Origin of the sequence: Lactobacillus sp. W8174, assembly GCF_016100975.1 — a bacterium.
In the GTDB taxonomy this organism is placed as follows: Bacteria; Bacillota; Bacilli; order Lactobacillales; family Lactobacillaceae; genus Lactobacillus; species Lactobacillus juensis.
The window spans coordinates 24656-40382 of sequence record NZ_JACFRN010000002.1; the positions used below are offsets into that span (position 1 = coordinate 24656).

Genomic DNA, 15727 nt, shown 5'->3' on the forward strand with positions numbered 1-15727 from the left:
TTAGAGCTATCGGAGCCATTTGAACTATCAGAGCTGTTGGAGCCATTAGAGCTATCAGAGTTGTTAGAACCATTAGAGCTATCAGAGCTGTTAGAGCTATTGGAACTGTTAGAACCATTAGAGCTATCAGAGCTGTTAGAACCGTTAGAGCTATCGGAGCCATTTGAACTATCAGAGCTGTTGGAGCCATTAGAGCTATCAGAGTTGTTAGAACCATTAGAGCTATCAGAACTGTTAGAACCATTAGAGCTATCAGAACTGTTAGAACCATTAGAGCTATCAGAGCTGTTGGAGCCATTAGAACTATCAGAGTTGTTGGAACCATTTGAACTATCAGAGCTGTTAGAACCATTAGAGCTATCAGAGCTGTTGGAACCATTAGAGCTATCAGAGCTGTTGGAACCATTAGAACTATCAGAGCTGTTAGAACCGTTAGAGCTATCGGAGCCATTTGAACTATCAGAGCTGTTGGAGCCATTAGAGCTATCAGAACTGTTAGAACCATTAGAGCTATCAGAGCTGTTGGAGCCATTAGAGCTATCAGAGCTGTTGGAGCCATTAGAGCTATCAGAGCTGTTGGAGCCATTAGAGCTATCAGAACTGTTAGAACCATTAGAGCTATCAGAACTGTTAGAACCATTAGAGCTATCAGAGCTGTTGGAACCATTAGAGCTATTTGAGCTATTGGAACTGTTGGAACCGTTAGAGCTGTCAGAATTGTTGGAACCATTCGAGCCGTCAGAGCCAGTAGAACCTTCAGAGCCATTAGGAGTAGATGATCCATTTTTGGTGTATATGAGATTAACGGTTTGAGGCTTGCTTGTGAACAGAAAGCTATCTATATCCGTTGTCGATCCATTGAAGTCCGCGTGGTCAAACTTATAACCCTTAATTTCTTGGGGCTTAAAAGCAGTGAATGAGTTGTCGTTGACAAGTTTAGTATCTATGTCCCCGAATTGCTCATCTGCATCAGCAATATCTTTGTTATCACTTTGATAATGAACTGTAATTGGTCCTCCAAGATCAGCAAAACATACATAGGTATCATGTTGAGTCGAAGGATTAAATTCGTCTAAGAATGCCTGTGGATAGTACCATTTGCATGTACCCTTTTTAGGGGAATCTTTTCCTAGACCCATGTTTACCCAAGTGCCTTGAACATTAAGATTAGAATTTGAAATATCGCACTTAGATCCTAAAACTAATTTTCGTAAATTAGGGTCATTATCAAACATTGAATCACTAGACTTAGCAGACGGAATATTAAAGTTTTCTATATTTAGTTCTTCAAGATTGGTACAATTTTCAAACATAGAACTTAAGCCATTAAAATCATCTATCTCGTCGGTATTGAAATTTTGCAGGTTTAAGCTTTTTAGATTAGTACACCCGTTGAACATATCCATCATTTCATCTACATTAGAAGTATCAAAATATGATAAATCTAAAGTTTCTAGAGCAGTACACTGACCGAACATACTTTCCATATTAGTTACTTTACTTGTATTAAAACTTTCAGGAAGGGACAGGAAAGTTAGTGATGAACAGCTATCGAACATATCGTCCATCCGTGTTACTTTATCTGTTTTTAAGTTTTCCAAGTCCTTAAAAGTTTGTAAACTAGAAAGTCCAGAGAATAAATTATTAGCATATCCTTCAATTTCTAATGTTCCTAATATATCTATCTCTGTAATTTTTGATGTGTCTACCCAAGGTATGTTGTTATTAATGCCAATTTTTTTAAGTAAACTATCACTTTTAATAGTATATTGCTTGTCAGGTAAACCAATTTTTAATATACCATTATCAGCTGTAACGGGGATATCGTTCCATCTGCTTGAAATTGCGCCATCACGAGTAGCTTTAGCAGGAACAAATTGTGAAGAGCTTGCTTCTTGCTTGTCAGCTTTTGCTTTGTCTGTGGTGCTTGGATCGCTGGTATTGCCTGCATCTGCACTATTTTCACTTGCCGTGCTGCTATTGGCTCCAGCTTGACCCTGTCCAACTTCTTGGGTGCTGCTTGCAGCACTTGTGTTAGCTTCGCTGCCAGCAGTTTGACTGCTGCTGTCTTGGCCAGTATGGCCATCATCAGCTGTTTCGCCTTCAGTTTCCGAACCAGTTTCACTTTGATAGTTCAACTTGGTCTTGACTGCTCTTTTCGCAGTCTTTTTAGTGGCACGAGTGCCATTCTGATTAGCTGCCTTGACCGTCTGGGGCTTGGCATTAATTAAGCCTAAAGCAGCTGCGGCCACGCCGCCGAGCAATATTTTTTCTCCTTGCTTGTTAGCATTCTTATGTGTATTCATATAATTCCTCTTCTAAACTGCATATTAATATAGGTTTAGTATATGGCTGGCTTAGGCGAAAGTCAAACTCAGCTAGGCTAGACTAAAATCGCCCTATATTGATAATAATTGATAATATAGGACGTTTTTTATTTGTCAGAATTTAATTAGTCTTTCTTACGCTCAAGCCAAGCAGCACCCAGAGCAGTGGCCAAGGCCAAACCACCTAGTGCCAGCATGGCTAAACTATTGTGCTTCTCGGCACCAGTTTGCGGCAATGCATCAGTGCTGCTGTCCTGATTCAGCTTGCCTTTTTGTGGGTCAGCGCTAGCAGTCTTGTTTAATTTGCGACCTGCAGCCGCCAGTTTAGCAGGGCGGTTAGCCTGATGTTTGTTAGCCGTGAGACCTTTGATTGATTTGGCTGGTGCTTTCTTGCTCTGCTTATTTGCATGAAGGCCTTTAATTGCCTTCTTAGGTGCCTTCTTTTTCTTGGTCTTTTTGCTGGTCGGAATTGGAGTCGGCTCATTGTCAGTCGGTGTCTGGTTTCCAGCTGGAGTAGTAGTGGAATTATTAGTTTGGCCATCACTCTTGCTGTAAACGTAGGTCACGCTTTGCGGACTGTTGATGAAGAAACCAGTCGCATTATCAGGCCGGGTCTTTAAAGTATAGCCAGAAACAGTCTCGGCACCAGTAGTATAGCCATCACCAATGCGACCTTGGATTACGAGGTCAGGAGCAACAGTGTTGCCATATTCATCTTGATAATGAACTGTGACTGCAGGTGCTATGGCTGCAGGGCTGTTGACAATTGAACCAGCAGTATTGGAAGAATTAGAGCCATTGGAATTATCAGAGCTGTTAGAAGCATTGGAACCATTAGAGCTATTGGAGCTATTTGAACCGTTAGAACTATCAGAACCATTGGAGCTGTTAGAACCATTAGAACTATCAGAGCTGTTTGAAGTGTTGGAGCTATTTGAACCGTTAGAGCTGTTAGAGCTGTTAGAACTATTAGAGCTATTGGAACTGTTGGAACCGTCAGAACCATTAGAGCTATCAGAGCTGTTAGAACTGTCAGAACCATTAGAGCTATCAGAGCTGTTGGAGCTATTGGAGCTATTGGAACTGTTAGAACCATTAGAGCTATCAGAGCTGTCGGAACCGTTTGAAGTGTTGGAGCTATCGGAACCATTAGAGCTATTTGAACCGTTAGAACTATCAGAACCATCGGAGTTGTCAGAGCTATTAGAGCTATCAGAACTGTTGGAACTATCAGAACCATCGGAGCTGTTAGAACCATCCGAAGTGTCAGAAGTGTTATCGGTTTTACTCTTAGAATAGACTAGAGTAATATCTTGCGGATCAGAAATAAATGCTGTTACATCAGAATTCTTGTTTTCTTTGAACTTGTAGCCGGCAAATTCTTTGCTGGTGTCAACAGTTACTGAGTCTGAAATGTTGCCAAAGAATTTTTCATCAGGAATCTTTTCACCTTTTTGATCAACTAGCTGATTGCCATCTTCATCTTGGCGATGGATAGTAACTGTGCCACCAGTATATCTAACGTAAGTATCATGGTCTCTATCTCCTTGGTATTTAGTTATCAAATCAGCTGAAGACCACTGATTAGTACCCTTGGTCAAAGAACCATTCTCTTCACTCATGTTTACCCAGGTACCTGGCTGTTTAAGTAAATCTTCAGGCTGTTCTCCGTCTAGAGGAAACTTAACCCCTTTGCCTAAAGTTAATTTAGTTAAATTTGTACATGAATCAAACAAGCCATCTAATATAGCATCATCAGTAATTATAAAGCTAGATAAGTTTATGCTAGATAAGTTGGTGTCTGCATAAAACATAGAAGAAAAGAATGTAACTTTGCTAGTATCAAAACTTGAGAGATCTAATGAAACTAATTTTGGACAATTGGCAAACATGTAGCTCATGTCAGTGACATTTGAAGTAATGAGGTTATCTAAACCGTTAATTTGAGTTAATTTAGGAAGAGTATCAAATAATGAATCAGCCGGCCCATTAATTGTTATTTTTCCCAGAATATCTATTTCAGTAATATTGTCAGTATTTACAGTACTTATATTATTATTAATGCCAATTTCATTTTCGGCGGAGTTGTCAATTGAATAGGTTTTACCTTTTTCACCTAGAGATAAGACGCCATTATTGAAGGTAAAAGGAACACCTTCCCAAGTATTATCAGTTTTACTCTTGGAATAGACCAAGGTAATATCTTGCGGATCAGAGATAAATGCTGTTACATCAGAATTTTTGTTTTCTTTGAACTTGTAGCCAGCAAATTCTTTGCTGGTGTCAACAGTTACCAAGTCTGAACTGTTGCCGAAAAGCTTTTCATCAGGAATCTCCTTACCATCTTGATCAACTAGCTGCTTGCCATCTTCATCTTGGCGATGAACAGTTACTGTGCCACCAGTATATCTAACATAAGTGTCATGGTCTCTATCACCTTGATAATTGGTCATTAAATCAGCTGAAGACCACTGATTAGTACCCTTAGCCAGAGAGCCATTTCCTTCACCCATGTTTACCCAAGTTCCTGGCTGTTGAAGTGAATTGTTGGGTCTACCATTGCTTGTAGTGAATTTAAAACCTTTACCTAAAATTAATTTGGTCAAACTGGGAGTGTAATCTTTGCTTAATGCAAACATCCCCATCGTTGTGGCATCATTTGCAACAGTAAAACTGGATAGATCCACGCTAGTTAGGCTGGGGTCTGCGGCAAACATTACATTAAAGCTGGTTACATTAGTAGTATCGAAACTGGACAAATCTAAAGAAACTATTTTTTTACAGTCAAAAAACATCCATGGCATACTCGTTATTTTAGAAGTATCTAGTTTATCTAAGCCATTGATTGTGTTAAGATTCGTGAGTCGAGAAAAAAGCATCTCAGCAGATCCAATGATGGCAATGGGAGCATTAATATCGATCTCTGTAATGTCATTTCCAGAAACATTGTCGATGTTCATGTCAATGCTAATATCCTTATCGTCTGAATTATTTATTGTATAGGTTTTGCCTTTTTCACCAATTGATAGTACGCCATTATTAAGCGTGACAGGTATATCTTCCCAAGTACTTGAGATGGTAGTATTATCAGTTTTACTCTTAGAGTAGACCAAGGTAATATCTTGCGGGTCAGAGATAAATGCTGTAACAGTAGGATTTTGATTTTCTTTGAACTTGTAGCCATTAAATTCTTTGCTGGTGTCAACAGTTACCGAGTCTGAAATATTGCCAAAGAGCTTTTCATCAGGAATTTCCTTGCCATCTTGATCAACTAGCTGCTTGCCATCTTCATCTTGGTAATGGACAGTAACGGTACCGCCTAGATTAGCAAAACAAACATAAGTGTCGTGATCAGTAGAGCCCTGATATTTGGACATTAAATCGGCTGAAGACCACCTATTAGTGCCTTTGGCTGGAGAGCCCTGATCAACCCCCATGTTTACCCAAGTTCCCAAATCAGGCAAAAAGGAACCTGGTTTTCCTTTAATTTCTGGAATTTTAAAGCCACTACCCAAGACTAATTTTTTTAAATTTGAACAGAAGCGAAACATAATTAGCATTTTAGCGTCATCTGCAATTGTAAAATTGGACAAATTAATACTAGTTAAATTTGTGTCATTGAGAAAAAGGCCAGTATAGTTAGTCACTTTGTCTGTCTTAAAACTAGATAAATCTAATTCAGTCAATTTAGGGCAACTAGCAAACATTTGTTGCATGTTTGTAACCTGAGAAGTATCTAATTTATCTAAGCCAGTTATTGAAGTTATGTTTTTTAAATTATTAAAAACCCCATTTGCACTGCCCTTAATTGCAATGGGAGCATTAATATCGATTTCAGTAATATCGTCTGCAGTTACCCCACTAACATTTTGGCTAATACTAATATCCTTATTGTCTGAATTATTTATCGTATAGGTTTTGCCTTTTTCACCCAGTGATAAAACACCATTATTAAGCGTGAGAGGTATATCTTCCCAAGTACTTGAGAAGATAGTATTGCTGTCACGAATTGCGTTAACAGAATTAAATTGTGCAGAGTCAGCAGAATCAGCTTTTGCATTGTCTGTAGTGCTTGGATCGCTGGTATTGCGTGCATCTGCATTATTTTCACTTGCTGTGCTGCTATTGGTACCAGCCTGGACTTGTCCAGTTTCTGGGATGCTACTATTTTGGTCAGTGGGCTCATCATCAGAAGTTGCTTCACCCTCAGCTTCAGTTTGGTAATTCAATTTAGTCTTGACTGCTCTTCTCGCAGTCTTTTTAGTGGCACGAGTGCCATTCTGATTAGCTGCCTTGACCGTCTGGGGCTTGGCATTAATTAAGCCTAAAGCAGCTGCGGCCACACCACCGAGCAATATTTTTTCTCCTTGCTTGTTAGCATTCTTATGTGTATTCATATAATTCCTCTTCTAAACTGCATATTAATATAGGTTTAGTATATGGCTGGGCTAAATCAATGTCAAACTGCATAAAAGAAAAGCACCTGTTAAAATTGAAGCGCTTCATAATAGTTAAACATAAATCTAACTATTGGGCGTACTTTTTTAATGACTAAATATACAATTGTTTTGAAAGTTGAAGTTGATTGTATGTATTTAACGCACCAAAAATCTTTGACTGACGTAAGCAAAGCATATTATGCAAGGGCAATTATCATGATAATGCACCGGGAAAACTAAGATCAATTCACTAGAAGAAAAGTGGGAGTACTGCATGATTATGTTTACTGGTTCAATCATATTAGAAGATCAAACAAACTAAAATACACGACTCCGATCAAATATCGGAATCGTGCATTGAATCTTGCGTAATATTAAAATGTCTAACTTTTTAGTTTCACTTCATATTTTTACTGATGAGTTTTATTTAATTTTCTTACGACTAAACCAGGCTGCACTTAGTGCACCAACTAAAGTTAAGCTTCCTAATGCGAGCATAGCCAGACTGGAATGCTTATTAGTACCTGTCTGTGGTAAAGCAACAATTTGTTGACTTTTAGTAACGCTTGAACTGCCTTGCTTTTGAGACAAATTTTTGTTTACTGTTGGTTTGAAAGCTTTTTTCTTTTTTCCTTTCTTTTTTTCCTTCTCATTTTTTACCTTCCGATTATTTTCTTTAGGCGTTTTAGAAGGGGTATTAGGGGTAGTAGGAGTAGTAGGCTCATTAATATTTGGTGTCTTGTTTGTACCTATCGTAGTATAAATATAAGTTACATCTTGCGGGAAAGTGTTAAAGAGCCCCGTGGCATTATCTGGTCTCGTCTTTAATGTATAGCCAGAAATATTTTTAGCTCCAGTAGTATAGCTATCACCAACATAACCACTCAGTATCTCATCGGGAGCAATAGTATTACCAAATTCGTCTTTATAGTGAACAGTTACATCTGCTGCTCTAACTTTATTAGTATTAGGGTTGTTAGTGTCTGGCTTTTTAGTATAAATAAAGTCGACATTTTGCTCTTTCTCGGAGTAGCCAACAGTTGCTTTATCAGTTCCAGGCTGTGTAACACCATTGATGTTAATTTGCTTAATCGTGTAACCAGGTACTGGTTTTGGGATAATATCTTTCTGATCACCATAAAGTACACCGTCAATTTCTTCCTTCATCGGCTTATTGTCTTTATCAAGAAGAGGCTTTGTATGGCCTTTATCATCCAAGTATAAATAATTGACTGTAATAGATTTACCTTGTTTTCTTTCATAAACAAAGTCGACATTTTGCTCTTTCTCGGAGTAGCCAACAGTTGCTTTATCAGTTCCAGGCTGTTTAACGCCATCAATGTTAATTTGCTTGGTCGTGTAACCAAATAATTGCTTTGGAATAATATCTTTCTGATCACCATAAAGTACACCGGCAATATTTTCCTTCATCGGCTTATTGTCTTTATCAAGAATAGGCTTTGTGTGGCCTTTATCATCCAAGTATAAATAATTGACTGTAATAGATTTACCTTGTTTTCTTTCATAAACAAAGTCGACATTTTGCTTTTTATCGGAATAGCCAACAGTTGCTTTATCAGTTCCAGACTGTTTAACGCCATCAATGTTAATTTGCTTAATGGTGTAACCAGGTATTGGTTTGGGAATAATATCTTTCTGATCACCATAAAGTACACCATCAACTTTTTCTGTCATCGGCTTATTATCTTTATCAAGAATAGGCTTTGTATGGCCTTTATCATCCACATAGTATAAATAATTAACCGTAATAGGTTTACCTGTGTCCCTGTCATAAATGAAATAAACATTTTGATCTTTATCAGAGTAGCCTACAGTAGCTTTATCAGTCGCAGGTTGTTTAACATTATCAATGTTAATTTGCTTAATGATGTAACCAGGTATTGGTTTAGGAATAATATCTTTCTGATCACCATAAAGTACACCGTCAACTTCTTCCATCATCGGCTTATTGTCTTTATCAAGAATAGGCTTTGTGTGGCCTTTATTATCCAAGTATAAATAATTGACTGTAATAGATTTACCTTGTTTTCTTTCATAAATAAAGTCGACATTTTGCTCTTTCTCGGAGTAGCCAACAGTTGCTTTATCAGTTCCAGGCTGTTTAGCGCCATTAATGTTAATTTGCTTGATGGTGTAACCAGGTACTGGTTTTGGAATAATATCTTTCTGATCACCATAAAGTACACCGTCAACTTCTTCCTTCATCGGCTTATTGTCTTTATCAAGAAGAGGCTTTGTATGGCCTTTATCATCCACATAGTATAAATAATTAACCGTAATAGAGTTACCTTTTGCCCTGTCATAAACGAAGTAAACATCTTGTTCCTGATCAGTAAATGTGACTGTGACTTTGTCAGTACTAGATTGTTTATCATTATTGACAAAAATGGAATTGATAGTATAACCATATATATTTCTAGTATTAATAGGGTCGCTGGTTTTACCGTTATCACCAGCAACTACATAGTCATAGGATTTTCCATCTTTATCTAAAATTGGGTGTTGTTTTCCTTCTTTATCAAGGTACACGTAATGAATTTTTACAGGGTAGCCATCATAGAATCTGATATAAGTATCGTGATCAGTTTCACCATTATAATTATTCATTAAATCGGTGGAAGACCATTTTTTACTCATTTCTGGGTCCCCTTCAGTACCGTTACCAACATTAACCCACGTTCCCGGAGTATTAAGACCAGCAGTTTTATCCTCACTTGTAAACTTACAATTTTTACCTAACACTAGTTTTTTCAACTTAGTCAAATTATTTAGAAGATTACTAAGTGATACATAATGTTCGACCCTCGCCATATTAAAATTTGCAATATTCAACACAGTTAAACTACTACATTCACTAAATGCGTCGTCCATTAAAGTGACATTCCCAGTGTCGAAACTAGATAAGTCTAAGTCCTTTATGTTAGAACATTTACTAAACATGTAAGCCATATATTGTAGGCTATTAGTATTAAACTTGGTTAGGTCTACTTTTGGATTTTCTGGATCTGCTGAATTTTCGGAACTTGGATAACTTACAGAAACTAAGTCTGAGCAGTCATAAAACATACCAGTCATATCGGTAAATTGAGAAGTATCGATTTTATCTGGTAAAATTAGGTTTTTAAGGTTAGAACAACCCCTAAACATCTCTTTCATGGTAATAGGATCATCTTTATTACCATTCTTGTTAATATTTAAACCGATATTTAAACCACTTAAATCTAAGCTAGATAAACTGCCACAGTTTTCAAACATATAGGACATATCAGTTACTTTGGAAGCATCTAATTTATTTATTCCCTCAATTGAACTAAGGCTTGAACAATTGGCAAACATACCATTCATACTAATTACATTAGATGTATTCAGATTTTCTAATCCAGTAATTTTGGTTAAACTTGACAAATCATAGAACATACTTTGCATCGTACCTCTAAAGTTAAGAGGACCTGTAAAGTCGACTTCTTTAATTTGATTTTTATCTGAAAAGAGAGGCTCAGCAAAAAGATCATGACCATCTTTTGCTAGTGAAAAAATATTAATAGAATTGCCGGGAATGCCCTCAATAGTTTGATTATTACCTTTAATGGTGTATATTCCACGTCCTGGCTGAAAAGTTACATCGACACCAAGCCAAACACCAGTTAATATGGTAGGATTTCCGCTATCTCTTTTGACATCTTTTTCGATTTTTTCAGTTTTTATACTGTCTTTTGTGCCTAAAGAGCTTGTATTGTCTGCAGTTGTGTCTTGATTATTTTCATTTGCTGTGCTGCTATTAGCACCAGCTTGATTCTGTCCAGCTTCTGAGGTATTGCTTGAGATACCTATACTACCTGTACCCGCATTAGTCTCGCTATCAGCTGCTTGATTGTCGCTCTTTTGGTCAGTGTGGTTATCGTCAGTAGCAGTTTCACCCTCAGTTTCCGAATTGGTTCCAGTGGATTCTGTTTGGTAATTTAATTTAGTCTTGACTGCTCTTCTCACAGTCTTCTTGGTGGCACGAGTGCCATTCTGATTAGCTGCCTTCACCGTCTGGGGTTTGGCATTAATTAAGCCTAAAGCAGCTGCGGCCACGCCGCCGAGCAATATTTTTTCTCCTTGCTTGTTAGCATTCTTATGTGTATTCATATAATTCCTCTTCTAAACTGCATATTAATATAGGTTTAGTATATGGCTGGCTTAGGCGAAAGTCAAACTCAGCTAGGCTAGACTAAAAACCCAGTACTCATATTGACTGCTTTAAGTATTTTCCTACTATTTTTGTGACTTGGATAACTTATTCGGATACTTTTTGTAGTGCTTTTACACAGCAGTCTAATTAACTATAGTTTCAGTGATATTTTATGAATCTTAAATTATGTGCTCTTTACTAAATATGATGAAAAGAGCCAACCTGCATGACTAATTTTTTAATAGTCTAAATTAATCAACTACCATGAATGGAACTATTAACCAACCACCTTCACTAGCTGAACCTGTGTATTCAACTGTCATGTAAAACATTTCACTAGTATATTAGGTGTAAGTTTGTTTACATTTCAAGTTACTTGTTGACTATTTATTACACCTAGATTGTCCTAAGTACTTGCATAGTAATGATAAAATTGTATATAAAAAGCACACTATAAGTACATTTATAGAGTGCTAATTTTTAATGTTTGCTTTTTCTATTGTAATAAATAATAGCTAATCCTAAAACACTGAATAATGATATTAAACCCAGTGCTAACAGTCCTAATTGCCAGCCTTTTATTGCTTTAGCACTAGGTTGGCGAACGTCTTTTTTCTTATTAACTATTGATTGTATCTTACTATTAATATGAGTCTTTTGCCTATGTTTATATTTTTGCGATTTCTCTTCTTTAACGGTGTTTTTACTCCTTAAGATATTTTTAGTATAAATATAGGTTAGCTCCTGTGGCTTTTGCTTAAGCGTAATTGCAGTTGTATTTAAATCAGTATCAATATGTGAACCGTTAAAGTCTTTAAGTTTAACAGTATATCCTGGCAGTTTTAATGCCGAAGCAGTTTGCTGATCATTAACAAAGCCACTTAAAATTTCATCTGGAGCAACTTTTTTGCCAGCAGTATCTTGATAATGAACAATCACATTTGAAACTTTTTCCCTATTATAATAGAAGGTAATTTCTTGCGGTTGATTGTTAAGTACAATGGCTACGCTTCCCGGATGGTGTGAAATACCATTGTGGTCAATTTGATAATGACTCGGTGTATAGCCAGAAATATCCTGCGGTTGAATTATTTTTTGTTCACTAAAGACGCCGCTAATTGTGCTTTCAGGAGCGATTGGCTTACCAGTTTCATCTTGATAATGGACGGTGATATCTGCTGCCTTGTTACGAGTATAAATTAGAGTGATTTCTTGTGGTTGGGCGGTAATAGTAGCAGTGACAGAGCCCTGACTAATTGGTGTCGTAGTCCCATCAACTGCTTTGGCACTAATTGAATAACCAGTAAATGTCGGAATAGTAATAGTACTGCTGGTATTAACATCACCATATAGTTTCTGCTGACATGCAATGGTATTATCCGCGTCATCTTTAAAGTGAATAGTAATAGGTTGCCCGCTGACAATTCTAAACGGGATAATGTACCAGCCTGAAATTATTGGCTCTTGCGCTGAATTACTACTACAGAACTTAACGGTCATTGCTGCACTATCATCTGACTGTAATCCTGAAAGATCCCATGTTACGGTTTGTTTACCATTGACTTGACCGACATGATCACTCCAATTGCTGGAATATTGCTTGACTGGATATTTAGAACTAAGGTGCTTACCAGTCTCAACCTTAAGTGTCATGTTTTTGCCATTAAAATCAAGCAGCTGGTAAGGGCCCGACGTGTAAGAAGTAGTTCCTGCAGTTAGGTGAACTGGCTCTGCCAATATTATTTGTTTTCTTAGCTTTAGACTACCACTTTCAATTAATTGCTTATTCGATTTTAATGGTGAAAAATCAGTAATTGCATTATATGAGAGATTTAGTTGAACCAATTGTGGCTTATTTGCTAAGGCAGAAATATCATGCAAGTTGCACATTTCTAAATTAATATTGGTTAATTTATACAAATTTTTTAAAGCAGAAATATCCGCTAAAGTTGAATTAATAACAGCTCGGTGACACCAATCACTGTTTAGCTGACGGTCAGGAGCCAGATTTATTTTAACCAAATTAGTTGCATATTCTAATCCGGCCAGTGATTTAAGCCGCAAACGCAAGCGATATTCAGCAGGGGAAATAGCATATTTCCGTTTGCCATGAACGATAGGCATTTCGCTTGGTGCGATTAAGCTGAGTTCTGTCAGATTGGCAAGACTTTCTTTGGTAATTTGCTTAATTGGTTGACCTAAATTAGCGGCCACGATTTTCTGTAAAACTTTATCTGGCATCCAGCTGTCAAGTGTGTTGGAATTTGAGACAGAATTTTGCAGTTTAAATGCAGGCTCAATTGTATCATTCAAGTCGCTTGATTCTCGGGTTTTAGTCGTCATTTAGTCATCATCTTCTTTACTAATCCAAATAGCAGTAAATTTGGCTTTTTCTTTTAATAGAACGCTTACTTTGAAATAACATGATTATTATAATGATTAAATTAAAGAAGTTTGTAAAAATAAACATAATTATTTACACCAAAGTAACCGCAACCAAATACTATCCTCATAATACTGTGTTAACCTCAGTATAGCATGGATTAACAAAGATGACTATTTCGAAATAGATAATTTTACTACTATTATATAGTTAACCTTTTAATCTTTATCTTAAAAACCAGATGTGAACAAATCGCCAGCCTATGGCCAGGACAAAAACAATGTTAAAGATAATAATTACTGCTCTGATGAAAGTCATATTTTGATAAAATTTTGGTTTAGCATTTGCGCGGACTTGAACAGCCTTGTTAATTTTCTTGTGCTGTTTATTGTTTTTCAAAGATACTTGATGTTCTTTTTTACTATGCTTTGGCTTAGCAGTCAATTCGCTAAGAGCTAAATTATGCTGACTTGCTTTCATTTTGCTGATCAAGTCGCCCTGTGCAACTGTACGGTGTTGACCGTAACCGTATTTGGAAGTGTTAAAGTCTGAACATGTAATTAGGGTAATCATACTCTTATCCTGCACATTGTTTTCAACTTCAACTTGAGTTGGTTTGATGGCAAAAGACATCCTTTTTATTTTATATACATAAATATGATGCAAGTCTGTGACATAGATGAGGTCACCAGGGTGAGCCAGATGCAAATTATCCAAAACTGCAGGACCATAAGACCCCATATAGTGTCCTGCAAGCACATAATTATTAGCGCCGCCCATGACGCGATCCGGCAGACAGGTAACGACACCGTATTCCAAGTTCTGGTTTTGATCGCCATAACCGGCAAAAAGGGGATTATGAATATTAACAGCAGGAATAGCAATGCGGCCAATAGCGTATGCCTTGATTTGCTTGGCTCTAAGGACGCTGGCTGCGCTAACTGATTTGGTTTTGCTGGCATCATAACTTGTTTTGCGTTTTTTATTTCTATCTGCTTTCTTTTGTGTTAAAGTGGTATTTGCTTTTTCCGCATTTTGCTGAACTACATATGAGTTGCCAAAACCGGAGCCGAAAAAGATTAAAGTTACGCCCAGATAAAAAAGGGCACCTAAAAGTAACACTCGAATAGTAGACCATATTTGCTGTTTTGAAGATTTTGCTTGCTTTTTACTTGCCATTTGATCCCTTTTCTTTAAACTACTATTAGTCTTCTGCTACTATTTAAGTATAAATTTGCGTAAAGTACAATTATTTATCTCGAATTGAAACACTTAAAAAAAATAATCAAATAAGTATTGAAATCGCTTTAATACTGATTTATAATATCAGCTGTAAGTAGACGTGTTACTGATTTGATCAGGCATTACCTATGAACAATACTTTTTTGGTACTGTTTGTAGGTTTTTTTATTGGAAAGGAAGTAGTTGAAGTGAAATTTGTTAAAAATTTTAACAACAACGCTGCCTTGGTGTCTGATAAAGCCGGAGTAGATTGGGTGGTGATTGGCAACGGGATTGGCTTTGGCAAAAAAGTCGGCGATCCCATTGATGAGGACAAAATTTCACGCCGTTTCGTAGCTGTTGAAAAGAACATTAAGATGATTGACAGTGTGAAAGATATTGATCAGCGAACCTTGAAGTTAACGACTGAAGTGATTAGCATGGCCAGTCAAAAATTACAGATCACTTTTTCTGATTATGAATTTTTGGTATTAGCTGATCACATTGATTTTATGTTAACCCGTGCTACAGGAAATATTGAATTAGGCCAAGATACGCTTGGCTGGGAAATGAAAAAAATATTTCCTAAGGAATATGGCACGGCTCAGGAAGCCTTAAAGTTAATGAAGGAAGAAACCAAGCTAGATTTTCCTCAAAGCGAAGCAGCTTATCTGACGTATCACTTCATTAATGCAGGTTCTGGTCAAACAAAGCTGCAGGACACGATTAAAATTACTAAACTGATTAAGGGAGTAATTGATATTATTCAATACCAATACGGGATGCAGCTAGATACTGAATCGTTTAACTTCAACAGGTTCATGACCCATTTACGTGCTTTTATGGTAAGGGGCATATGTGTGGTGAAAGCGACCAGGATTCAGGCAGTGAGCTTGATCATTCCTTAATTGAATTAATGAAAGTCAAGTACAAAAAGGCGTATGATACTGTCCAAAAAATCGGCACGTACTTATACAAGCAGGCAGGCTGGCAATTGCAGCCTGACGATCAGGTATATTTAACTCTTCATGTCTGGCGGGTAACGCATAGACAAAAAGATGCTCAATCGCAGAAGAATTAAATTTACTATATTTTAATAATTTATAAGTTTAAACGGTGTGTTACTGTTTACAGGCATTAACCCGAGAACTTCAGGTGAAAA

The 15727-nt window shown here is 37.0% G+C and carries 8 protein-coding genes and 1 pseudogene; 4 read left to right on the forward strand and 5 right to left on the reverse strand.

Annotated elements, in window-relative coordinates:
* Both H3U49_RS03170 and H3U49_RS03175 read right to left on the reverse strand, forming a co-directional pair.
* A partial coding sequence (locus H3U49_RS03170) for a BspA family leucine-rich repeat surface protein (RefSeq protein ID WP_198179621.1) occupies positions 1-2306 on the reverse strand: 2306 nt, incomplete at its 3' end.
* A gap of 146 nt (positions 2307-2452) precedes the next feature.
* Positions 2453-6724: a MucBP domain-containing protein gene (locus H3U49_RS03175; protein WP_198179623.1), complete on the reverse strand. Its 4272-nt coding sequence runs from the start codon at positions 6722-6724 to the stop codon at positions 2453-2455.
* Positions 6725-6874: 150 nt separating this feature from the next.
* Between H3U49_RS03175 and H3U49_RS10010 the strand changes: the two genes are divergently transcribed.
* Positions 6875-7006, forward strand: a complete 132-nt coding sequence (locus tag H3U49_RS10010) for a hypothetical protein (RefSeq protein WP_370567299.1) — start codon at positions 6875-6877, stop codon at positions 7004-7006.
* A pseudogene (locus H3U49_RS09865) lies at positions 6955-7138 on the forward strand (IS3 family transposase); the annotation flags it as partial. The gene H3U49_RS10010 and the pseudogene H3U49_RS09865, both read left to right, overlap by 52 nt.
* A gap of 51 nt (positions 7139-7189) precedes the next feature.
* On the opposite strand, the gene H3U49_RS03185 reads toward H3U49_RS09865, so the two are convergent.
* The 3 genes from H3U49_RS03185 to H3U49_RS03195 form a co-directional block, all read right to left on the reverse strand.
* Entirely contained in the window at positions 7190-10918 is a 3729-nt protein-coding gene (locus tag H3U49_RS03185) for a BspA family leucine-rich repeat surface protein (RefSeq protein WP_198179627.1), read from the reverse strand.
* Positions 10919-11441: 523 nt separating this feature from the next.
* Positions 11442-13304 carry a MucBP domain-containing protein gene (locus H3U49_RS03190; protein WP_198179629.1) on the reverse strand — a complete coding sequence of 621 codons (1863 nt, stop codon included), beginning with the start codon at positions 13302-13304 and terminating at the stop codon, positions 11442-11444.
* 265 nt (positions 13305-13569) lie between these two features.
* Entirely contained in the window at positions 13570-14523 is a 954-nt protein-coding gene (locus H3U49_RS03195; protein ID WP_198179631.1) for a class A sortase, read from the reverse strand.
* A gap of 251 nt (positions 14524-14774) precedes the next feature.
* On the opposite strand from H3U49_RS03195, the gene H3U49_RS03200 reads away from it, so the two are divergent.
* Together H3U49_RS03200 and H3U49_RS09870 are read left to right on the forward strand one after the other, a co-directional pair.
* A complete protein-coding gene (locus tag H3U49_RS03200; RefSeq protein ID WP_370567298.1) occupies positions 14775-15473 on the forward strand; it encodes a PRD domain-containing protein in 699 nt (232 codons plus the stop codon).
* A complete protein-coding gene (locus tag H3U49_RS09870; protein ID WP_232347619.1) occupies positions 15422-15646 on the forward strand; it encodes a PRD domain-containing protein in 225 nt (74 codons plus the stop codon). The genes H3U49_RS03200 and H3U49_RS09870 overlap by 52 nt, the downstream gene beginning before the upstream one ends.
* The last annotated feature ends 81 nt before the right edge of the window (positions 15647-15727 follow it).

What these genes read in the sequence shown, in the direction of transcription:
- H3U49_RS03175 (WP_198179623.1), bottom strand. Translation starts at nt 6,724, where the DNA reads ATGAATACACATAAGAATGCTAACAAGCAAGGAGAAAAAATATTGCTC.
- H3U49_RS10010 (WP_370567299.1), top strand. Translation starts at nt 6,875, where the DNA reads ATGACTAAATATACAATTGTTTTGAAAGTTGAAGTTGATTGTATGTAT.
- H3U49_RS03185 (WP_198179627.1), bottom strand. Translation starts at nt 10,918, where the DNA reads ATGAATACACATAAGAATGCTAACAAGCAAGGAGAAAAAATATTGCTC.
- H3U49_RS03190 (WP_198179629.1), bottom strand. Translation starts at nt 13,304, where the DNA reads ATGACGACTAAAACCCGAGAATCAAGCGACTTGAATGATACAATTGAG.
- H3U49_RS03195 (WP_198179631.1), bottom strand. Translation starts at nt 14,523, where the DNA reads ATGGCAAGTAAAAAGCAAGCAAAATCTTCAAAACAGCAAATATGGTCT.
- H3U49_RS09870 (WP_232347619.1), top strand. Translation starts at nt 15,422, where the DNA reads ATGTGTGGTGAAAGCGACCAGGATTCAGGCAGTGAGCTTGATCATTCC.